Source organism: Streptomyces sp. NBC_01381 (genome assembly GCF_026340305.1).
Classification (GTDB): Bacteria; Actinomycetota; Actinomycetes; order Streptomycetales; family Streptomycetaceae; genus Streptomyces.
The window spans coordinates 4,469,196-4,490,927 of the sequence record NZ_JAPEPI010000001.1; the positions used below are offsets into that span (position 1 = coordinate 4,469,196).

Here is a 21,732-nt window from a genome sequence, read left to right on the forward strand (position 1 = left end):
TCCGGCCCTTCTGCCTCGTCACATCTGTCGCGCCCGTCGAATGTGCTGTTCTCATCCTCCGCGCCGCCTCATCCTCGCATGTGCCGACGACAGCCTGCCCACCGCCCGACCGGCCGCGCTCACCCGGAACGGGGAGATTACGTGACGGGGGGTGCGCACGGGGCGACGAGCCGAGATCCTGGTGTCCTGACCACGCGCATCGACACTGACCACGCGCAACGGGGGATGCAGAACAGTGGAGCGCTCGACAACAGAAGACTCTGCGGCAGAAGACTCGACAACAGAAGTCCCGGCGACAGCAGACATGGCTCTCGAACTCCTCGTCCACGGAGTCGGGGGCACCACACCGGAAGAGATGCTGGGCGACCCCAGGACCGTGCGGGTCTCCGGCGACGCGACCGCGGCGGTCTTCCGCCGCACCGAGGACGAGGACGCCGAGCGACGCCCGGACGACTACCGGGGCAAGCCGGTCCCCGAGGCGTACGTATGGTGCAACCTGACCTCGGGCAACGGATCACGGGCCCTGTGGCTCCTGCTGCTGCCCTTCATGGTGGTCAACCTCGCGCACTGGATGCGCCCCACCTCGCGGCGCAGGAAGAAGACCGTCCGCACCTACGGCCTCCTGGTGCGCCTGACCGGACTCACCCTCACCGTGCTCCTCGTCGCCGCCGCCTGCGAGGTCGCCATCGACCTGACGGCCTGGCAGTGCGCGGGCACGCCCGAGTGCGCCGAAGGCCGCTCCTGGCTCGGCTTCCTCGCGACCGACGCCTCGGGGCACGGCGGCTGGTGGTCCCAGCCGGGGCGGCGCCTCGCGCTCGCCGCCCTCGTGCCGACCGCCCTGACCGCCCTGCTCTGGTACCTCTCGCACCGCACCTGGAGCGCGTACGAGTCCCAGACGCCGCTGCCCCACCAGAGCGACCCGGAGGAAGACCCCGGCCGGACCGCGCTCGGCAGGCCCGGCTTCTGGTACGGGCGCCGCCTCGTGGCCCGGCTGCGCGCCGCGCACACGGCCGCGGGCTTCCTCACGGTGGCCGCCGCCGTGGGCACTTCGGCCGCGCGCCACGACCGGCGGGGCGGCGGCCCCGCGCTGCTGGACGTACTCGGCTGGATCCTCGACGGCACGCTCGTCCTGGGGGCGGGCCTCGTGGTGTGGGTGGTGTGCCGCAGGGGCCGCAGCGAGAACAAGCTCGACCGGCACCTCGACGAGAAGCTGATCCGCCGCCTGCCGCTCGGCGCGCTCAGCCTGCTCGCCCTGACCCTTCTGTACGCAGGCTGGTCACGCCCCGAGTGGACGTCCCAGGGCCGGTTGCCCGGCGACGCGACCTTCGGCGGCATCGCCCTGGTCCAGGGGATCCTCGTCGTCGCCCTCGCCGTGGTCGCCCGCATCCTGTACGGCACGGCCCCCGACACCCGTACCGCGATCCGCGGCTTCGGCGGCCCCGCCGTCGCCATGCTGGCCTGCGCGCTCGGCGGAGTGATGTCCGGTGGCGGCGCCCAGCGCGTCGCCGACTGGCTCGACGGATCGGGGCAGCCCGGCGCCGGCGGCACGATCGACGGCCCGCCCGTCCTGCTGACCTGGCAGGCATCCGTGATCCCGCCTCTTCTGGTGGTCGTCGCGGTGCTCTGCGGCTGGCTGGGGGCGCGCACCGTACGGCTCAAGCGCCGCGAGACGGCGAAGGTGACCGACGACTACGCGGGCGAACCGGAGGACGCGGCACGCACCCGTCGCATCGCGAGCACGCGCGCGCGTGCCTCCCTCACCGACCGGGCGCCGCGAATCGTCGGCATCACATCGGCCGTGACCCTGTTCCTCGGCGCCGCGGCGCTCGTCGGAGCCTGGCTGACGGAAGAGGTACCGGGGGAGGCCGCCCAGGGTCTTCCGGCCTTCTTCGAAGGGGCCGCGCAGACCTCCCAGTCGCTCGGCTCCTGGCTGATCGGCTTCGGCTTCATACTGTTCGTGACCTGGGGCCGCCGCGCCTACCGCGACCCGTCTGCCCGCCGGACCATCGGCATCCTCTGGGACGTCGGTACGTTCTGGCCGCGCGCCGCCCACCCCTTCGCGCCCCCCTGCTACGCCGAGCGCGCCGTGCCCGACCTCACCTGGCGGATGCACACCTGGACCCGCCAGACGCGCGCCGAGGGCGGCAGGCTCGTCATCTCCGGGCACTCGCAGGGCAGCGTCCTGGCCGCGGCCGCCGCCTGGCAGCTGTGGCCATCCGTACGCAAGCGGGTCGCCCTGCTGACGTACGGCTCGCCCCTGGAGCGCCTCTACGGCCGGTGGTTCCCGGCCCACTTCGGTCCCGCTGCGCTGAGCTCCCTGCACCGCGAGGTCGACTGCTGGCGCAATCTGCACCGCACCACCGATCCGATCGGCGGCCCCGTGCGGGTGCCCCCCGAGGACGAAGGACCGCAGGTCGACCGCGACGCCCTCAAGGACCCCCTGGCCTACGGACGCACCGAGGAACACCCGCTGCCCGCGCCGATCCTGGGCCACTCCGACTACCAGGCCGACCCGGCGTTCGCCGAGGAGCGGGCCCGCCTCCTTGCCCGGCTCAAGCCGGGCGTCCCCGGCCAGCGACCGGGGACGCAGGTCACGGCAGCTCCGGCAGATCCTCCGGATACAGCAGGGTGAGGTCGTCCGTGCTCGGCTCCTCGAACTGGGCGACGCGCCCCGCGTGCCGCTCCACCATCGCCTCGAACGTCTGGCGCGCGGTGCGACCGTTGCCGAAGGCGGGGCCCTTGGGGAGGGCGGTGAAGTACTTCAGGAGGGCCTCGCCGGTGCCCGAGTCGAGGCGGTACTCGTGCTCGTCGGCCTGCTGCTCGACGATCCGAAGGAGTTCCTCGGGGGCGTAGTCGCTGAAGGTGATGGTCCGTGAGAAGCGGGACGCCACACCGGGGTTGACGGAAAGGAAACGCTGCATCTCCGCCGTGTAGCCCGCGACGATCACCACCACCGCCTCCCGGTGGTCCTCCATCAGCTTCACGAGCGTGTCGATGGCCTCGCGGCCGAAGTCGCGCCCGGAGTCCTCCGGCGAGAGCGCGTACGCCTCGTCGATGAACAGCACGCCCCCGCGCGCCCGGTCGAAGGCCTCCTGGGTGCGGATCGCCGTCGAGCCGATGTGCTCACCGACCAGGTCGACGCGCGACACCTCGACGAGATGCCCGCTCTGCAGGACGCCGAGCGAGGCCAGGATCTCGCCGTACAGCCGCGCCACCGTCGTCTTGCCGGTGCCGGGCGAGCCGGTGAAGACCAGGTGTCGGCGGACGGACGCGGCCTTGAGCCCCGCCTGCTGCCTGCGCCGCCCGACCTCGATCATGTCCGTGAGGGCGCGCACCTCGCGCTTGACGCTGTCCAGGCCCACCAGCGCGTCCAGTTCACCGAGCACGGCCTTGGAGCTGCGGGACGACTGCTCGGGGACGGCGCTCTTCTCGGGCTCCTGCTCCGTGGTGCGCTGTACGGGGATCGCGCCGAGCAGACCCACCGACTGCGTGGCCGTCTGGACGGCCGGCGCGGAATCCCGCGCGGCGGTCCGCGGGCCGCCGCTCTCGTCGCTGGTGCAGTCCTCGACGAGCGGCCCGTCCTCGGCGAATTCGAAGCCGCCGCGTCCGCACCGCTCCGTACGGCACTTCTTCAGTGTCGTACGGCAGCCGTCGATCACATGGAAGCCGTAGCCGCCGCTGTCGGTGACCCGGCAGCCGTAGAGGCTGCCGCGGGCGCCCGCCGACACGTAGAAGCCGGCCTCGGCGGGCGAAGTGACCGTGCAGCGCTCGATGGTGGGGTCGGCGCCCTTGGTGACGATGACGCCCGTCTGGACACCGTCGATGGTGCAGTTGGCCAGCGTGCCGCCGCTGCCGTGGTCGCGGAACCACGCGCCGGTTGCGGCCTCGCGGATGCGGCAGTCGTCCAGCTGCGCGGTGGCGCCGTCGCTCACCGACACGGCCGTGTTGCGCACTTGGGAGAGATCGCTGTCGACGACGTCGGCGCGCGAACCGCGGTCCAGGACGAACAGCGCGTCCGGCACGTCGTGCACCCGGCAGGACTCCAGGACGGCGGTCGCGCCGTCACTGACCCAGACCGCCGGATAGTCGCCCGTACTGTCGTGGATCTCGCACTGGTTGGCGTCCACGCGCGTGCCCGGGTCCCACACCGAAAGGCCGTTGCGCCCGAACCGCCGCACCGTGGACCGCGTCAGGGTCAGCACCGAGCGGGAGCGCAGATCGATCGCGTTCTCGGGGATGTCGTGGATCCGGCAGTCGGCGAGCGTCAGGACGGCGTCCGTGTCGAGCGTGACGCCGTCCGATGTCGTGCGGTGCACATCGCAGTCCGTGAGGTGCGCCGTGGCCCGACCGGTGATCTGCACGCCGGCGCCCTTGACCTCGTACACCTCGCAGCCGATCGCCTCAAGTCCGGTGTGCTCGCCGGTCGCCGAGAGACCGGCGCCCGATGCGTGATGCACCCGGCAGCGCTCCAGACGGGGGTGCGCGCCGCCGCGCACGGCGATGCCCGACTGGCCGGCCGATACGACCTCGCACTCCTCGAAGACACCGCCTCCGCCGTCGAGTACGGCTATGCCGATGCCGCCGGGGTTGTCGACCGTGCAGCGGCGCACCGTCGGGCGCGCGCCGCCGCGCACCTCTATCCCGGAGGCCGAGCGCGTCACCACGCGTACGTCGACGAGTTCAGGCGCTCCGTCCTCGATCAGCAGCGCGGGCGCCGCCGAGTCCTGGCCCTCGATGTGCAGGTCCTGCACCAGGGCGGACGAACGGACCGTGAGCGGCACGCCGTCGGAGGGTGCGATGCGGACGGATCCCGGGGAGTTCTCGGGGCCGCGCAGCGTCACCGCGCGCTGGACGACGAGGTTCTCGCGGTAGGTGCCGGGTGCGACGGTGAGGACGTCCCCGTCGGTCGCGGCCTCCAAGGCGGCGGCGAGCGATGCGTACTCGCCCGTGCGGCGCCGCCACCGCGACGTGCCGGTGTGCGTCACCTGGACCGTGCCCTGTGCCATGGAGTTGCTCTGCCCCCACCTCGTCGTACGCGGGACCTCACGACCTCGCGCAAGGAGCCGAAGAGTTCGGCCGGTCCACCGTAGCGCGCGCGGCGGGGGCGAGTTGACCCGATGGCCAGGCTCTCACCTGGTCATCGCCGGTCTCTCACCGGCTCAGGAGCCGGTGCCGGTGCGCCCCCAGTCCGGGCCCGCCTTGTCCCAGGCCTGGTCCCAGCGGTCGTGACGCCGCCGCACCATCCGCCAGACGACGATCCGCCGGGCGCCCTCGACGATGCCGACGACCGCCGCGGCGGCACCGAATCCGGCCAACGCGGCGTGCGTGGCCGCGGTCGCGCCGTCCAACGGCCGGCCGACGACCTGGCCGTGCTCGTCCGTCCAGATCCGGAACCGGTCGCCGGGGTCCGGGGATTCGAGGGCGGCGACCACGGTGCCGGAGCGCGCGGTGCCGTCGGGAGCCGTCCAGTCGGCGAGCACGCGGCTGTGTCTGTCGCGGGCGGACGAGGTCTCGGGATCGGGGTCGACCGGGGGTCTGGAGACCTTCTCGACCACGGTGGCGGAGATCGCGTGCCGGGCCTCGCGCTGTTCCCTGACCGACTGCAGCAGGGCTTCGCGCGCGAGGCCGCCGACGACGGTGCCGGTCACCGGCGCGGCGACGGCGATGAGCAGGAGGGCGGCGAGGGCCACCCACGCCTCCACGAGGTCGGTCTTCCGGCGCAGCGGATTGTGCCGCCAGCGCCAGAGTCCGACGAGTGCTCGCACAGTCCTGCACCCCCTTCCGCGTCCGTCTTAACCGCGAACGGCACGGCCCACGCGTCGGTGGGCAGAAGAGAGAGCGAAATCACCCTTCTCATCGACGCTCAACGTCCGCGCCTCGCCTCCGAGTTCCCCTCACCGGGGACGTTCACCCTAGGACCGTGAAAGGGTCGCCGATCCGGACGGTGCCGGTGCACTCGGGCACCAGATTCTGTCCGAATACCAGCTGGTCGCCGAAGCGGCGGTGCTTGGCGAGGGTGCGCAGCGGCTCCTTGCCGCGCTCCGAGGTCCGCTGGTCGGTGGTGGTCACGACGCAGCGCCCGCACTTCTTGGCGACCCGGAAGGTGACATCGCCGATCGCGACGCGCGACCATTCGTCCTCCGCCCAGGGGGCGGTCCCGTCCACGACCACATTCGGCCGGAAGCGGTTCATGGGAAGCGGCCCCTCGTCGGAGTGATCGCCCTGGGCGATCAGCGAGTTCAGGGCGTCGAGCGAGGAGAGCGTGGTCAGGAGCAGCGGATAGCCGTCGGCGAACGTGACGGTCTCGCCGTCCTTGGCGTACTCCGGATCGATGGGGCGCCGCGTCGCGGGGTCGTCGAGATGGACGAGCCGCACGTCCACGTCCAGATAGGCGCTGAACCAGGCGTGCGCCGCCGCGTCGGCGGGAACTCCCTCGACCTTGTCGCCCCAGATCTCCACCGTGACGGTCGCGCCGGCCGGCGGCACGGCGACCGTCAACGGCTCCTGGCCGGGCGCGGACATGCGTATGCCGCCGCCGGGCCGGAGCTCGGCGGCGGCCAACGCCAGGCGCGGATGCGGCCGTTGCGTGACGATCCGTCCGGCGCTGTCCACCAGGACCCACCGCCGGTCACCCGCGAGCCCCCAGGGCTCGACGACGGCCTCACGCGGAGCGTGTCCCCCGACCGCCTTGAGCGGGTAGAAGTGGATCGAGTGCAGCGCTGGATTCGACATGCGGCCATCCTGCCAGCAGCCACTGACAGGGACGCATGCGGGCGATTCAGTAGCCGCGGTAGGGGCGGTTGTACGGATCCTCGTACGTCGCGGGCGCGGGGCGGGGCGCCGCCGGGCGCATCGCCTCGTAGCCCGTCCCGGCCGGGGGGCGCTGGTATTGCTGGGGTCCCGGGTAGCCGCGCGGCGCCGAAGGCTGCTGCGGGATGTACGGGGCGGGGGCCTGCTGCAGCGGAGCGGGCTGCGGGGCCGCCGCGTAGCCGTACGCGGGGTTGTGATGGGAAGGGGCGGCCGGCAGCGCGGGCAGCGGGGCGGCCGGCAGCGCGGGCAGGTGACTGCCCGTGTCGTACGCAGGGGAAACCCGGATCGGGGCGATCTGCGGAGTGCCCCGCTCGGCGACAAGCGAGTCGTAGATCGGAGTGTCCGGGAAGGACGGCGCGGAGTAGTAACCGCCGCCATAGGTGGAGCGGGGGGAGGTCATGAGACATAAGTTAAGCCCTTGATGTGCTGGTTGGGGAGACCGATAAGAGGGTTGTTTTACGTGTCGGTAGTGACTGGGCATCCCCAATGCGAGCGAACTTAGGAAAAATCGGTCGCGCAGCGCCGTAGGGATCGTGTAAAAGCCAAGCTCCGAACGGGTTACCTGCGGTTGACGCATGGTTGACGGAAGGGTCGCGGGAAGGGGTATCCGCGGCAGACATGGGCCTCTTCGAGGTCCGGGTAATAGGTTGGTCATGAACGAATCGGCGGCCCGGCCGGATGTGGCGACTTGCGATGGGGGCGGACATGACAATGCCAAAAGGATCGAATGTTCCGGTGCCGGCACCTGCCGTGCGGATCGAGTTGGGGTGGTCCTCGGGGCCGGGGGTGCCGGACGCCGACGCGTCGGCGCTGTTGCTGGCCTCTTCGGGAAAGGTCCGCTCGGACGACGACTTCATCTTTTACAACCAGGCGGTCCACTCCTCCGGGGCGGTGCGCCACGAGGGCAAGAAGACCGAGGGCGGCCGGGTGACCGACGCGCTCGCCGTCGACCTCGCGCGCGTGGAGCCCGCGATCGAGACCGTGGTGCTCGCCGCTTCGACGGACGGCGGAACGTTCGGGCAGGTCCCCGGACTCTTCATCCGCGTCGTCGACGCGGCGAACGGCGTCGAGATCGCGCGCTACGACAGCGAGGACGCGACCGTCGAGACGGCGTTCGTCCTCGGCGAGCTCTACCGCCGCCAGGGCGCGTGGAAGTTCCGCGCCGTCGGACAGGGTTACGGCAGCGGCCTCGAGGGCCTCGCCACGGACTACGGCATCTCGGTGGACGAGCCCCAGCAGGCGGCCCCGCCCGTCGCCGCCCCGGCCCCGGTGCAGCCTCCCGCGGCCCCCGCCGCTCCGGTCCAGGCCCCGCCGCCGCCCGCCCAGGCGCCCGCCGCGCCCGCTGCCCAGCCCGTACGCCTGTCGAAGGTCACGCTCACCAAGGAGGCGCCGTCCGTCTCGCTGAAGAAGCAGGGCGGCACATCCGGCGCGATGCGCGTGAACCTCAACTGGGAGGTGCGCAAGCAGTTCAAGGGCTGGGGCGCCAAGCTCGGCCGGGCCGTGGCGATGCACGCCGACCTCGACCTGGACCTGTGCGCCCTGTACGAACTGGCCGACGGCCGCAAGGGAGTCGTCCAGGCGCTCGGCAACGCCTTCGGGGCGCTGGACCAGCCCCCGTACCTGCTGCTCGACGGCGACGACCGCACCGGAGCGGTCGCCACCGGTGAGAACCTCACCGTCAACCTCGACCACATCAACGACTTCAAGCGCATCGTCATCTTCGTGACGATCTACGAAGGCGCGCGCAGCTTCGCCGACCTGAACGCCACCGTGACGCTGCAGCCGCAGCACGGCGCCTCCATCGACTTCTCGCTCGACGAGTGCACGGTGCCCTCCACGGTGTGCGCGCTCGCGCTGATCACGAACAACAACGGCGACCTCTTCGTGAAGCGAGAGGCCCGCTACCTGGTCCCCGAGCGCGGCGTGAGCCCCCAGCGCACCATCGACTACGCCTACGGGTGGGGCATGAACTGGACGCCCGGCAGGAAGTGACCCTCAGCGCTGTTCCGGAGTGGGATCGGGGCGGGCGTACGTCCGCCCCTTCCACGCCGCACCGCGCCCCCTGTAGTGCTGCACCGCCGAGTCGACCGTCATCAGGAGGTAGAGGAAGGCGGTGAACGGCAGCAGGGGAGCCAGCCACGGCGGCTGCCGGTAGTAGCGCAGCATCGGGAGGTACGTGGCCGTCATCAGGAGCCAGGCGAGCCCGCCGGGCACGGCCGTGGCCGCGTTCCCGGCCGCCAGGCCGGCCAACAGCGCGACGGGCGGCACCAGATAGACCAGGGCGAGCCCGAGGACCGTGCCGAGCAGCACCAGCGGGTTGTGCCGCAATTGGGCATAGGCGCTGCGCGAGACCATCCGCCACAGGTCCCCGAGCCGGGGATAGGGCCGCACGCTGTCGACGCGCTCCGCGAGCCCCAGCCAGATGTGGCCGCCCGTGCGCTTCACCGCCCGCGCCAGCGACACATCGTCGATCACCGCATGCCGGATGGAGTCGGGAATCCCCGCGCGCTCGGCGGCCGCCGAGCTCAACAGGACGCACCCGCCCGCCGCGGCGGCCGTGCGCGAGCCCTTCCGCGCGATCCAGCGGAAGGGGTACAGCTGCGCGAAGAAGTACACGAAGGCCGGGACGACGAGCCGCTCCCACACGCTCACGACCCGCAGCCGCGCCATCTGCGACACGAGGTCGAAGCCGCCCGACTCCGCCGCCGCCACCAACTGCCGCAGGCTGTCCGGCTCATGGGCGATGTCCGCGTCGGTGAGCAGCAGATAACGGGATGCACGCGCGCGTGCCAGGGCGATTCCATGACGTACGGCCCAGAGCTTGCCCGTCCAGCCGGGCGGCGGCTCACCGGGCGAGCCGACGGTCAGCGGCAGGCCGCCGTGCCGGTCCGCGAGCGCGCGGGCGAGCTCGCCGGTGCCGTCCGAACTCCCGTCGTCGACAAGGAAGACCTCGGCCCGCCCCGGATAGTCCTGGGCCAGGAGCGAGGGCAGGCTCTCGGGCAGTACCTCGGCCTCGTCGCGTGCGGGGACGACGACGCAGACCGACGGCCAGGCGTCCGGGTCGCGACGTGGCGGCAGCCGAAGGTCCGTACGCCAGAAGAAGCCCTGCCCCAACAGCAGCCACAGCCAAGCGGCAAGCGATCCGGCGGCGGTCCACACAACGGCGCTCATCCGCCGCAGTCTGCCCCACGGCGCAGGGCCTGTGAGGCCGATCGACTATGGTGACCGGGTGAAGATCGCGCTCATGGACTCCGGTATCGGACTGCTCGCCGCCGCGGCCGCGGTACGTCGCCTGCGGCCGGACGCCGATCTCGTCCTCTCGTCGGACCCCGACGGACTTCCCTGGGGGCCGCGCACCACCGAGGACATCGTCCAGCGCTCGCTCGCGGTCGCCGAAGCCGCCGCCGAGCACCAACCTGACGCACTGATCGTGGCGTGCAACACCTCCACCGTGCACGCCCTGCCCGCCCTGCGGGCCCGGTTCGAACCCGGCCTGCCCGTCATCGGGACCGTGCCGGCGATCAAGCCCGCGACGGCGAGCGGTGGTTCGGTCGCCATCTGGGCCACGCCCGCCACCACGGGAAGCCCCTACCAGCGTGGCCTCATCGAGGAGTTCGCGGGCGGCGCCCGCGTCACCGAGGTCCCCTGCCCCGGCCTCGCGGACGCCGTGCAGTACGCGGACGAGGCGGCCATCGACCGGGCGATCGCTGCCGCGGCAGCCCTCACTCCGCGGGATGTAAGCACCGTCGTCCTGGGCTGCACCCATTACGAGCTGGTTGCGGAGCGTATCCGTGCGGCCGTGCAGCAGCCGCAGCTGCCGCCCCTGGTCCTGCACGGCTCCGCCGGAGCGGTCGCCGGCCAGGCGCTGCGCAGGATCGGAATGCTTCCCGGCCCGGGCACCGGTACGGACGGTGGTCTGACCGTGATCCTGAGTGGCCGTGTCGCCGAGCTGCCCGCCGCCGCCCGCACCTATGCGGAAGGCCGGCTGCTCGCGGCGGTCAGCCAGACGAGCTGAGGCCCGCCAGGCCTGCCGAGGCCCGCACAGCGCTCTGACGCCCGCACGGAGCAGTAACGCTCCGCGACGCGGTGCCTTCGGGCCGGAACCTGAGTAGTCTCATTCGCATGAGGGACCACACCCACGGCGAGTCGGACGGCGCGGCCGGCGCCCCGCCGGAAGTCTGGACCGGCAGCGCGACCAATCGTTTCCAGTGGCTGCTGGCGCTGGTAGGTGCCGCCTGCCTCGCGCTCGGCATCGAGCTGGCCGTCGACAGCATGTGGACGTCCGGGATCGCGGCCCTCGCCATGTCCGTCGTGGGGTGCATCGCGGCCGGGCTCCTGATCCTGTTCGGCACCCTCGCCTTCGTCCATGTCGCCGTGAAGGTCGACAAGGAGTGCCTCGAAGTGCGCTGCGGCCACATCGGCCTGCCGCGCCGCCGCATCCCCCTCTCCCACGTGGTGGGCGCCGAATTCGCGCAGGCCGTCAGCCCCCGGCAGTGGGGCGGCTGGGGCTACCGCTCGCGGCCCGACGTCGGCACCGCGGTCGTGGTCCGGCGCGGCGAGGGCCTGGTGCTCAGCCTGTGGGACGGCCTTACGTTCACGGTCACCGTCGACAACGCCGAAGCGGCCGTCCGGATCATCCGGGACCGGCTGCCCATGGCGGGGAGCCCGGCGGCCTGACCTGCGACAGTTCGTCGCTCAGCGGCCGCGCGGTCGCGATGCCCGCCAGATAGCCCGCACCCGTGGTCACCGCCGTGACGCTCAGCGCGTTGCCGACCGAGGCCACGGCGGCGAGCGCCGTCAGGGCCGCCCCCGCCGAAAGGACGACCTGGGTCGAGCGTGGCGAGCGGTACAGCGCGTACAGAAGCCAGCAGAACACCGCCGCCAGCAGGGCCACGCCCGCGAAACCCTGCTCGGCCGCCTGCTGCAGCGGCGCCGAGTGCGGCTTGCCGTCCGAGAGGAGATTCTCGGCCACGGTCGGGCTGGCGTCCCCGAACCGTCCCGGGCCCACGCCGAGCGCCGGCTCCCGGCCCGCCAGGTCGAGGGCGTCCTGCCACAGCTGTACGCGGTGCCCGTCGAGCTGGCCCTCCAGGGATGCGGAGAGCCCGTCAGGGAGTACGTCGTCCGCGATCGCCCAGGTCAGGCCGGTGACCACCACGGTGGCCAGGGCCAGGCCGAGCAGACCGAGGGCCCGGCGCCGCATCAGGGCTGCCGCCAGCGAGCAGAGCAGGATCCCTGTGCAGGCGGCGACCCCGGCCATCGAGCCGAGCGCCGCGGCGGCGACCACCGTGCCCGCGGCCAGCAGCCGCAGCACGAGGCGCAGCGCAGGCTTCCGGGCCGCCCAGGCGGCGCAGCAGGCCGCGCCCGATGCCAGGATCAGGAGCGCGGCGGTGGCGCCGGTGTGGCCGAGCGGCGCCGTGCTCACGGGCCCCGGCGAGAGCCGCGGTGCGGCGGCCGCCAGGCCGATTCCGGCCAGCGCCCCGGCACAGGGCGCGGCCACCGGCAGCAGCGTCCCGCAGATCCGGCCGCCCGCGTATCCCGCGGCCACGGCGAGGACCGCGAGCAGAACGCCCTCCGGCTGGCCGCCGTGCACACCCGCGGTGATCAAGGTCCAGGCGGCGCAGACACCGAGCAGGGCGATGCCCGTCGCGTCGGACGCGCTGCGTCGCTCGTACGCCCCTGGTGGACCGGCCGTCGCGGCCATCCCCGTTGCCCCCACCCCGTCGCCCCCCGTTGCGTGACGGGCCCCGATCGCGGTGGCTGGATCTGGCCGCACGTCGGGGACTCGGGCACACGGTAGTCGCTGCGGCCCCGCATTGGGGATGCCTTGCGCAGGAACGATCCGGCAAGCGGTGCCGGGACCGCCCGCCACCAGCGCATCCCGCGAGAGCGGCCGATGCCGACCGAGCTGTCCGTGCCCAAGTCAGGCGCCGTACACTCCCCGATGTGACCGCCACCACCACCCCCGTAGACGAGTCGGAGCAGCTCGGACCGCAGCCCGCGCCCGCCTCGCGCAAGGCCCGCGTCCTGCGCGCGCTCGTCCCGGCCGCCGCGGCCGCACTCTCCGGAGTGCTGCTGTACGTCAGCTTTCCGCCCCGCACCCTGTGGTGGCTGGCCCTGCCGGCCTTCGCGGTGTTCGCCTGGTGCCTGCACGGCCGGACCTGGAAGGCGGGCCTCGGGCTCGGCTACCTCTTCGGGCTCGGTTTCCTGCTGCCGCTCCTGGTGTGGACCGGGGTGGAGGTCGGCCCGGGACCCTGGCTGGCGCTGGCCGCGATCGAGGCGATGTTCGTGGCCCTGGTGGGAGCGGGCATCGCCGTCGTCTCACGGCTGCCGGGCTTCCCGCTGTGGGCGGCGGCTCTCTGGATCGCCGGTGAGGCGGCACGCGCGCGTGTGCCCTTCAGCGGATTCCCCTGGGGAAAGATCGCCTTCGGGCAGGCGGACGGGGTCTTCCTGCCGCTGGCCGCGCTCGGCGGGACCCCGGTCCTCGGGTTCGCGGTGGTCCTGTGCGGCTTCGGCCTGTACGAGATCGTCCGCCAGGTGCGCGACGCAGGCGGCACGCGGGGCCTGCGCCGTGGTGCCACCGCCGTGGCCGTCCTGAGCGTGCTCGTCCCGCTCGTCGGCGCCTTCGCCGCGAAGCCCCTGGTCAGCGATGACGCCGAGGACGGCACCGCGACCGTCGCGGCCATCCAGGGCAACGTGCCGCAGGCCGGGCTCGACTTCAACGCCCAGCGCCGTGCCGTACTCGACCATCACGTACGCGAGACGGAGCGGCTCGCGGACCGGGTGAAGGCGGGCAAGGCGAAGCAGCCGGACTTCGTGCTGTGGCCGGAGAACTCCTCCGACATCGACCCGTTCACCAACCCCGACGCGCGCGAGGCGATCGAGCGCGCGGTCAAGGCGATCGGCGCCCCCATCTCCGTGGGCGGCGTCGTCGAGACCAAGGACGGCAAGCTCTTCAACGAGCAGATCCTGTGGGACCCGAAGAAGGGCCCCACGGACACCTACGACAAGCGGCAGATCCAGCCGTTCGGCGAGTACATCCCGCTGCGCTCCGTCGTCGGCTTCTTCAGCAGCGACGTCGGCATGGTGCGCCAGGACTTCAGCCGCGGCACCGAGCCCGGCGTCTTCACCATGGCGGGCACCAAGGTCGGCCTCGCCACCTGCTACGAAGCCGCCTTCGACTGGGCCGTGCGGGACACCGTCACACACGGCGCCCAGCTGATCTCCGTACCCAGCAACAACGCGACGTTCGACCGCAGCGAGATGACCTACCAGCAGCTGGCCATGTCGCGGATCCGCGCCGTCGAGCACAGCCGCACCGTCACCGTCCCGGTCACCAGCGGCGTCAGCGCGATCATCCTGCCCGACGGCGAGGTCTCCCAGAAGACCACGTGGTTCACGGCCGACTCGCTCGTCCAGGAGGTGCCGCTGCGCTCCTCACAGACCCCGGCCACGCGGTACGGCGTCCTGCCCGAAGGCATCCTGGTGCTGATCGCGGCGGGCGGCATCGGCTGGGCGGTCACGGTGTCCGTTCGGGCCAAGCGCGCCCGTTAGGGTCGACGGCATGGCTACTCCTGACTTCATCCGTACGATCCGGGCCGACGCCGGCCAGCAGCTGTTGTGGCTTCCCGGGGTCACCGCCATCGTCTTCGATGACGAGGGCAGAGTGCTCCTCGGGCGGCGCTCCGACAACGGCAAGTGGTCGGTCATCGGCGGGATTCCGGACCCGGGGGAGCAGCCCGCCGAGTGCGCCGTGCGCGAGGTGTTCGAGGAGACCGCGGTGCACTGTGTGGCCGAGCGGGTGGTGCTTGTCGAGGCGCTGGAGCCGGTGACGTACCCGAACGGCGACACCTGCCAGTTCATGGACATCACGCTGCGCTGCCGGGCCGTCGGCGGCGAGGCGCGGGTCAACGACGACGAGTCCCTCGAAGTGGGCTGGTTCGCCACGGACGCGCTGCCCGACCTGCATGAGTTCGGGGTCTTCCGGATCAAGCAGGCGATGGCGGAGGAACAGCCCACCTGGTTCGACCGCTCCTGAGGGCACCGCAACAGGGGATGCCGGTCAGTTCCCCCTTGATCATGTCCCCTTGATCATGTCCGCGCACTTTTCGCCGATCATCATCGTGGTGATGCACGGGTTGACCGCGGGCAGGAACGGCATCACCGACGCGTCGGCCACCCGAAGGCCTGTGACGCCCTTGACGCGCAGCTCGGGGTCGAGCGGTGAGTCCGCGTCGTCCACCGCGCCCATCCGTACGGTGCCCGCCGGGTGGTAGACGGTGTTGTGGGTCTCGCGGATGTACGCGAACAGATCGTCGTCGGTGGTGACTTCGGGGCCCGGCGCGAGTTCGGCGCCCGTCCAGTCCGCCATCGCGGGCTGCGCGGCGATCTCCCGGGCGAGCCGGATGCCGTACGTCATCACGCGGATGTCGTGCTCATCGGTGAAGTAGCGCGGGTCGACCTTCGGCTTGTCCCGGAAGTCGCGGGTGCGCAGCCGCACCGTGCCCATGGAGCGGGCCCGCGTGACGTTCGGGGTGAGGCAGAAGGCGTTGTCGGTGGTCGGGTAGCCGCGCCGGTAGGTGTTCATGTCGAAGGGCACCGAGCCGTAGTGGAACATCAGATCCGGGCGGTCGAGCCCCGGCTCGGTGTTCGCGAAGATGCCGATCTCCCACCACTGGGTGGACGAGGTGACCATGGGCTGCTTCGCCTCCCACATGATCACGCCCTCGGGGTGGTCCTGGAGGTGGGAGCCGACCCCGGGGGAGTCCACCCTGACCTCCACGCCGACCTCCCGCAGCTCCGCGGCCGGGCCGATCCCCGAGAGCATCAGGAGCTTCGGCGAGTCGATGGCCCCGCAGGAGACGATGACCTCGCGGCGCGCGTGGACCGTACCGGAGTGGATGGTGTCCGGCTCCAGGTACTCCACGCCCGTGCAGCGCTGGTTCTCGTCGAACAGGAGCCGCTTGGCCTGCAGCCCCGTCCGTACTTCGAGGTTCGGCCGCTTGCCCAGGACCGGGTGCAGATACGAGACCGAGGCGGACGAACGGGTGCCGTCCGGCCGGGAGTTGATCTGGAACCAGTGGGCGCCGCGCACCACCGTCTTGCCGGTGTTGAACGGGGTGGTGGGGATGCCCGCCTCGGCGCACGCGGACAACAGGGCCGCGCCACAAGGGTCCTTGGGCGGCACGGAGAGGATGTTCACCGGGCCCGAGCGGCCGTGGTGGTCGCCCGGCGCGTCGTTGGTCTCCAGGCGCCGGTAGAGCGGGAAGCAGTCCGCGGAGCTCCAGCCGGTGCAGCCGAGTGCGCCCCACTCGTCGAGGTCCTCGGCGGGTGCCCAGAAGGCGATGCAGGAGTTGTGCGACGAGCAGCCGCCGAGCACCTTGGCGCGCGCGTGCCGCATGAAGCTGTTGCCGTTCTCCTGCGGCTCGACCGGGTAGTCCCAGTCGTAGCCGGACTCCAACAGCGCCATCCACTTGTCCAGTTGGAGGATGTTGTCGTCGCCGACGTCGGAGGGACCTGCCTCCAGCACGCAGACGCGTACGTCCGGGTCCTCGGTCAGCCGGGCGGCGACGACGGCGCCTGCCGTACCGCCGCCGACCACCACGTAGTCGAACTCGGACACAAAAGTCTCTGCGGGCATCACGTCTCCAGGATCTGCGGATTCAGGGGGCGGCGGCCGGGGGCGGCGGTGTGGGGGTGGCGGGCTTGACGCGGTGCTCCTCGAGTACGCCCGTCTTGTGCCGCTGCACGAACCAGTAGTAGGCGAAGCCGCCGAGCGCGACGATGCCGATGAAGACGAAGGCACCCCAGCGCAGGTACCAGTGCTGCGGGCCCGTCGCGTTGTACACCTCGGCGCGAGGCCAGGCGAGGTTGATCGACATGGCGGCGCCCCACAGCACCGCGACGACGTTGATCGGAAGGCCCCACCGGCCGAGCGAGAACTTCCCCTCGATCGGCGTCCATTGACCGCGCAGCCGCTTGAGCAGCATCGGTACGGTGACCAGCAGATAGGCCACGTAGATCATGATGATCGCGATGCTCGTGATCACCGAGAAGATCTGCGGCTGGTTGATGTTGATCACCAGGATGACGACACCCACCACACCGATCAGGACGGCGGGCACCACGGGCGTCTGGAACCGCGGGCTGACCCGGGCCAGCGCCGAGCCCGCGGGCAGGTTGTTGTCCCGCGCCATGGCGAACATCAGCCGGATGCCGGCGGCCTGCACGGCCAGCACGCAGACGGTGATGGCGATGACCACGCACCACAGGAAGATCTCGCCGATGGTCGAACCGAGCGTCTCCAGGACCACGTACTGCAGCCCGCCCGTCGACAGTTCCTCGGCGTGCAGGTCCGGCACCGCCATCAGGGCGAAGAGCAGGATCAGTCCGCCGATGATGAAGGACGCGATGAGCGCCCGCAGGATGGCACGCGGCGCGTTGCGGCCAGGGTTGTGCGACTCCTCGCCGAGCGACGACGCCGTGTCGAAGCCGTACATCACGTACGCCGACGCCAGGGACGCGGTCAGGAACGCGCCGAAGTACCCGAGGCTCTGGCCGCTGCCGAGTCCGTACGTCTCGGTCAGGACGGTGCTGGGGCCGCGGGTGATGTGCGCCGCGAGGAAGACGATCAGGGCGACGGCGGCGATCAGCTCGATGAAGACGCCTGCGGAGTTGATCCGGGCCATGAGCTGTACGCCGAAGGCGTTGACCACGGTGGAGAAGAGGATCAGCACGGTGCCCAGGAGCACGGCGTTGGCGGCCGCGTCGTTCTTGCCCGTGCCGTCACCGACGAACTGGAACCAGTCGTCGATCTGCGGCAGCGTGATCTGGTAGGCGAGCGCCACGGCCGAGAGCGTCACCATCGTGGCCGTCATCATCATCCAGCCGCCGAGCCAGCCCACGTGCGGGCCGCCCATCGTCTTGGCCCAGTTGTAGATCGAACCGGCGACCGGATAGTGGGCGGCGAGCTCGCAGAAGCACAGCGCCACCATCAGCTGTCCGGCGAAGACCATCGGCCAGGACCACCAGTAGGCGGGACCGCCGAAGCTGACGCCGAAGTAGAAGAGCTGGAAGGTGCCGGTGAGGATCGAGATGTAGCTGATGCCGGCCGCGAAGGTGTGGAAGTTGCCCAGGGTCCGCTTGAGTTCCGGCCGGTAGCCGAGCTCGCCGAGCGCGTCGTCGTCGTGCTCTCCCTGGGTCTTCTCCGGGACGGCGGGACCAGGGCCCGCTCCGGGTTCCGTACTCATTCGAACCACCTCTGCGGGGTCGCTGCGAGATTGCGCCAGATGTGTTTGGCCTCCTGGTACTCGGCGAGTCCCGCCGGTCCCAGTTCGCGGCCGAAGCCGGACTGCTTCATGCCGCCCCACTCCGCCTGCGGCACATACGGATGGAAGTCGTTGATCCATACGGTTCCGGCGCGCAGCCGGGACGCCACGCGCTGGGCCTTGCCGGTGTCCTGCGACCAGACGGCCCCCGCGAGGCCGTAGACCGTGTCGTTGGCCAGCGCGAGCGCCTCCTCCTCGTCCCGGAACCGCTCGACGGTGAGCACAGGCCCGAAGGACTCGTCGGCGACCACGGACATGCCGGGCGTGCACTCGTCGAGCACGGTCGGCAGGTAGTAGTAGCCGTCCTGCAGCGCCGGGTCGTCCGGGCGGGCGCCGCCGCAGCGCAGCACCGCACCCTCGGCGATACCGGCCGCCACGTACGCCTCGACCTTGGCGCGGTGTGCGGCGGAGATCAGCGGGCCCGTGCGGGCGTTGTCGTCGAAGGGGCCGCCGAGCGGGATCCGCCGGGCACGCGCGACCACCTCGTCTACGAACGCGTCGTGCAGTTCGTCCTGGACGAGGAGTCGGGCCCCGGCCGAGCAGACCTGTCCGGAGTGCAGGAAGATCGCCATCAGGGCGTAGTCGACGGCCGCCTCGAAGTCGGCGTCGGCGAAGACGATGTTGGGGTTCTTGCCGCCGAGTTCCAGGGCGACCTTCTTCACCGTGGGCGCCGCGGCGGCCATGATCCGGCGCCCGGTCACGAGCCCGCCGGTGAACGACACCAGGTCGACCCGCGGGTCCTCACTGAGCGGTGCGCCCGCGGTGGGGCCCGCGCCGAGGATCAGGTTGGCGGCACCGGCCGGAAGGCCGGCCTCGGTGAGCAGCCGCATCAGGATGATGGCGGTGTGCGGGGTCAGCTCGCTGGGCTTGAGGACGAAGGTGTTGCCCGCGCCGATCGCCGGGGCGACCTTCCACGCGGTCTGCAGCAGCGGATAGTTCCACGGAGTGATCAGGGCGCACACCCCGACCGGCTCGTGCACCACCCGGCTGTCCACCTCCGGATTCCCGGCGTCGACGATCCGGTCGGTGCCGCCCGCCGCCGTCAGGTTGCCGAAGTAGCGGAAGCAGTTGGCGATGTCGTCCATGTCGTACTCGCTCTCCACGAGCCGCTTCCCGGTGTCCAGGGATTCGGCGCGGGCGAGTGCGTCCTTGTCGCGTTCGAGCAGGTCGGCGACGCGCAGCAGCAGCCGGCCGCGTTCGGCGGCCGGGGTGTGCGGCCACGGGCCACTGTCGAAGGCCTCGCGCGCGGCGGCGATCGCCGCGGCGGCGTCCTTCGGCCCGGCCTCGTCGACGGCCGCGATGTGGGTGTTGTCGGCGGGGCAGCGGATCTCCCGAACCTGCCCGTCCACGGCGGCGGTCCACTTACCGCCGATGAACAGCTCCGGCATGACGGCTCCTCCGGTCGGATACGCGGAGACGACCCGACCGAGGCCCGGCCGGTCACGCTCCGTCATCCTCGATCGGCGGAACGTGCTCCACCCCTAGACGGTAAGGAGCACACGCCGTACGCGCACTATGGACGCCGCTGTCCGGCGGGCGCGCTCGTCCGGAAACGCCGAGGATCAGGGCGGGCGGTCGCCGGCGGTCGTGGCCGGCAGCAGGGTCACATGACGCCGCGTGACGGCCGACCCCGAGCTCCTTCGCGGCCTTGCGCGGCAGGGCGGGGAAGCGGGCGTCGAGCACTCGCCGAGCGGGCCCCCTGCGTACGGGCCGAAGATCGCACGGTCGTCACTCCGTTAGCCTGAAGGCACGATGAATCGGCTGACCACGTCATGGGGCGCGTACGACCTCACACGATTTCCCGAGGACCCTCGCGACCAGCTGCGGGCCTGGTCCGCGGCCGACGCCTATCTGCTGCGGCATCTCGCGGGCGAGACGGAGGAGGGGGCGCAGCCCGTCGACCTCTCCGGCACGGTGGCCGTCGTCGGCGACCGCTGGGGTGCGCTGACCACCGCGCTCGCCGGGCGCGGGCACGCGCCCACGCTGATCACCGACTCGTTCCTCGCGCACGAGGCGACGCGGGCCAACGTGGCGCGCGCCGGGCTCGCGCCGGAAGCGGTGCGGCTCTCGACGACCCGGGACACTCCGCCCGACCGCGTCGACGTCCTCCTGGTCCGCGTGCCGAAGAGCCTCGCGCTTCTCGAGGACCAGTTGCACCGGCTCGCCCCCGCCCTGCACGCGGGCACGGTCGTCGTCGGCGCGGGCATGGTGACCGAGATCCACACCTCCACCCTGGAGCTGTTCGAGCGGATCATCGGCCCCACGCGGACCTCCCTCGCCCGGCAGAAGGCGCGTCTCATCTTCTGTACGCCGGAGCAGCGGACCGGCGCCGGCTCCAGCCCCTGGCCGCGCAGTCATGTGTTGGACGGCGACTCCGGGGCGGGCTCGGGACTCACCGTGGTCAATCACGCGGGCGTCTTCTGCGCCGAACGCCTCGACATCGGCACCCGCTTCTTCCTGCGCCATCTGCCGACCGGCAAGGGTGGCGCGCACATCGTGGACCTGGGCTGCGGAAACGGCGTGCTCGGCACGGCCGCCACCGTCGCCGACCCTGAGGCCACGGTCACCTTCATCGACGAGTCCTACCAGGCCGTCGCGTCGGCGGAGGCCACCTTCCGGGCCAACGCCGAGGTGTCCACCAAGGCGGACTTCGTCGCGGGCGACGCGCTGGCGGCCGTGCCCGCCGGGTCGGTGGACTTCGTCCTCAACAACCCGCCCTTCCACAGCCACCAGGCGACCACCGGCGCGACCGCCTGGCGGATGTTCAGCGGGGCGCGCGCCGCGCTGCGCCCCGGCGGTGAACTGTGGGTCGTCGGCAACCGCCACCTCGGGTACCACGTGAAGCTGCGCAAGCTCTTCGGCAACTCCCAAGTCGTCGCCAGTGACCCGAAGTTCGTCGTCCTGCGCGCCGTGAAGGGTAACTCGGCACGGTGAGTGGCGAGTTGTTTCCCCGGACGCGGTCGGAGATCGCGCCCGGTGCCGTGCACGTGCCCGACTGGCTGTCGCTCGACGAGCAGCGGAACCTGGTCGCGTCGTGCCGGGAGTGGGCACGGCCACCGGCCGGTCTCAGGACGGTGAAGACGCCGGGCGGCGGCGTGATGACTGCCCGTCAGGTGGGGCTCGGCTGGCACTGGTTCCCTTACGGGTACGCGCGCACCGCGGTGGACGGCGACGGCGCCCCGGTGAAGCCGATGCCGTCGTGGGTCGCCTCGCTGGGGCGGGCGGCCGTGGCGGCCGCCTACGGCGATGGGGGCGGACTCGATGAGACGGCCGATGAGTACGACATCGCACTCATCAACTTCTACGACGCCGAGGCCCGCATGGGCATGCACCGAGACGCCGACGAGAAGTCGGCATCGCCGGTGGTCTCGCTCTCCCTCGGCGACTCCTGCGTCTTCCGCTTCGGCAACACGGAGACGCGGACGAAGCCGTACACGGACATCGAGCTGCGCAGCGGCGACCTGGTCGTCTTCGGGGGGCCTTCGCGGCTCGCCTATCACGGTGTGCCGCGGGTGTACGCCGAAACCGCCCCACCGGAGCTCGGTCTGACGGGGCGGCTGAACATCACGCTGCGGGTGAGCGGCCTGGAATGAATCAG

At 71.7% G+C, this 21,732-nt stretch carries 17 protein-coding genes; 8 read left to right on the forward strand and 9 right to left on the reverse strand.

The genetic code is table 11. From position 1 onward, the window contains the following. The first annotated feature begins 304 nt into the window (after positions 1–304). Positions 305–2,632 carry a hypothetical protein gene (locus tag OG453_RS20865; protein WP_266869489.1) on the forward strand — a complete coding sequence of 776 codons (2,328 nt, stop codon included), beginning with the start codon at positions 305–307 and terminating at the stop codon, positions 2,630–2,632. Here the strand turns inward: OG453_RS20865 and OG453_RS20870 are convergent. From OG453_RS20870 to OG453_RS20885, 4 genes are all read right to left on the reverse strand, one after another. After that, entirely contained in the window at positions 2,592–5,006 is a 2,415-nt protein-coding gene (locus OG453_RS20870; protein ID WP_266869490.1) for a right-handed parallel beta-helix repeat-containing protein, read from the reverse strand. The two genes, OG453_RS20865 and OG453_RS20870, sit on opposite strands and share 41 nt — an antisense overlap. Before the next feature lie 153 nt (positions 5,007–5,159). Beyond that, positions 5,160–5,765, reverse strand: a complete 606-nt coding sequence (locus OG453_RS20875; protein WP_266869491.1) for a hypothetical protein — start codon at positions 5,763–5,765, stop codon at positions 5,160–5,162. A 142-nt stretch (positions 5,766–5,907) separates the two neighbouring features. Beyond that, positions 5,908–6,732: an MOSC domain-containing protein gene (locus OG453_RS20880; RefSeq protein ID WP_266869492.1), complete on the reverse strand. Its 825-nt coding sequence runs from the start codon at positions 6,730–6,732 to the stop codon at positions 5,908–5,910. Between the two features lie 46 nt (positions 6,733–6,778). Beyond that, positions 6,779–7,210, reverse strand: coding sequence for a DUF6643 family protein (locus OG453_RS20885; RefSeq protein ID WP_266869493.1), 432 nt, complete (start codon positions 7,208–7,210; stop codon positions 6,779–6,781). A 293-nt stretch (positions 7,211–7,503) separates the two neighbouring features. Between OG453_RS20885 and OG453_RS20890 the strand changes: the two genes are divergently transcribed. After that, the gene (locus OG453_RS20890; RefSeq protein WP_266869494.1) at positions 7,504–8,802 is read left to right on the forward strand and encodes a TerD family protein; all 1,299 of its coding nucleotides are present in this window, start codon (positions 7,504–7,506) and stop codon (positions 8,800–8,802) included. 3 nt (positions 8,803–8,805) lie between these two features. Here OG453_RS20890 and OG453_RS20895 read toward each other — a convergent pair whose 3' ends face one another. Further along, positions 8,806–9,981 (reverse strand): glycosyltransferase, encoded by a 1,176-nt coding sequence (locus OG453_RS20895; RefSeq protein ID WP_266869495.1) that lies wholly within the window; start codon positions 9,979–9,981, stop codon positions 8,806–8,808. Positions 9,982–10,039: 58 nt separating this feature from the next. On the opposite strand from OG453_RS20895, the gene OG453_RS20900 reads away from it, so the two are divergent. Next, a complete protein-coding gene (locus OG453_RS20900; RefSeq protein WP_266869496.1) occupies positions 10,040–10,825 on the forward strand; it encodes a glutamate racemase in 786 nt (261 codons plus the stop codon). 107 nt (positions 10,826–10,932) lie between these two features. Further along, the gene (locus OG453_RS20905) at positions 10,933–11,487 is read left to right on the forward strand and encodes a hypothetical protein (protein ID WP_266869497.1); all 555 of its coding nucleotides are present in this window, start codon (positions 10,933–10,935) and stop codon (positions 11,485–11,487) included. Here OG453_RS20905 and OG453_RS20910 read toward each other — a convergent pair. Next, entirely contained in the window at positions 11,444–12,511 is a 1,068-nt protein-coding gene (locus tag OG453_RS20910) for an O-antigen ligase (RefSeq protein ID WP_266869498.1), read from the reverse strand. The two genes, OG453_RS20905 and OG453_RS20910, sit on opposite strands and share 44 nt — an antisense overlap. A 242-nt stretch (positions 12,512–12,753) precedes the next feature. On the opposite strand from OG453_RS20910, the gene lnt reads away from it, so the two are divergent. After that, entirely contained in the window at positions 12,754–14,361 is a 1,608-nt protein-coding gene (gene lnt, locus OG453_RS20915) for an apolipoprotein N-acyltransferase (protein WP_266869500.1), read from the forward strand. Between the two features lie 10 nt (positions 14,362–14,371). Next, positions 14,372–14,845, forward strand: a complete 474-nt coding sequence (locus OG453_RS20920; protein ID WP_266869501.1) for an NUDIX domain-containing protein — start codon at positions 14,372–14,374, stop codon at positions 14,843–14,845. A 39-nt stretch (positions 14,846–14,884) separates the two neighbouring features. On the opposite strand, the gene OG453_RS20925 is transcribed toward OG453_RS20920, so the two are convergent. The 3 genes from OG453_RS20925 to OG453_RS20935 are packed head-to-tail and all read right to left on the reverse strand — an operon-like array spanning position 14,885 to position 19,522. After that, the gene (locus tag OG453_RS20925) at positions 14,885–16,447 is read right to left on the reverse strand and encodes a GMC family oxidoreductase (protein WP_266869502.1); all 1,563 of its coding nucleotides are present in this window, start codon (positions 16,445–16,447) and stop codon (positions 14,885–14,887) included. Positions 16,448–16,469: 22 nt separating this feature from the next. Continuing rightward, positions 16,470–18,056: an APC family permease gene (locus OG453_RS20930; RefSeq protein WP_266869503.1), complete on the reverse strand. Its 1,587-nt coding sequence runs from the start codon at positions 18,054–18,056 to the stop codon at positions 16,470–16,472. Further along, positions 18,053–19,522 carry an aldehyde dehydrogenase family protein gene (locus OG453_RS20935; protein WP_266869504.1) on the reverse strand — a complete coding sequence of 490 codons (1,470 nt, stop codon included), beginning with the start codon at positions 19,520–19,522 and terminating at the stop codon, positions 18,053–18,055. Before OG453_RS20935 ends, OG453_RS20930 begins: the two co-directional genes overlap by 4 nt. 364 nt (positions 19,523–19,886) lie before the next feature. On the opposite strand from OG453_RS20935, the gene OG453_RS20940 reads away from it, so the two are divergent. After that, positions 19,887–21,068, forward strand: coding sequence for a methyltransferase (locus OG453_RS20940; protein WP_266869505.1), 1,182 nt, complete (start codon positions 19,887–19,889; stop codon positions 21,066–21,068). Then, positions 21,065–21,727 (forward strand): alpha-ketoglutarate-dependent dioxygenase AlkB, encoded by a 663-nt coding sequence (locus OG453_RS20945; RefSeq protein WP_266869506.1) that lies wholly within the window; start codon positions 21,065–21,067, stop codon positions 21,725–21,727. Before OG453_RS20940 ends, OG453_RS20945 begins: the two co-directional genes overlap by 4 nt. Positions 21,728–21,732: the final 5 nt, after the last annotated feature.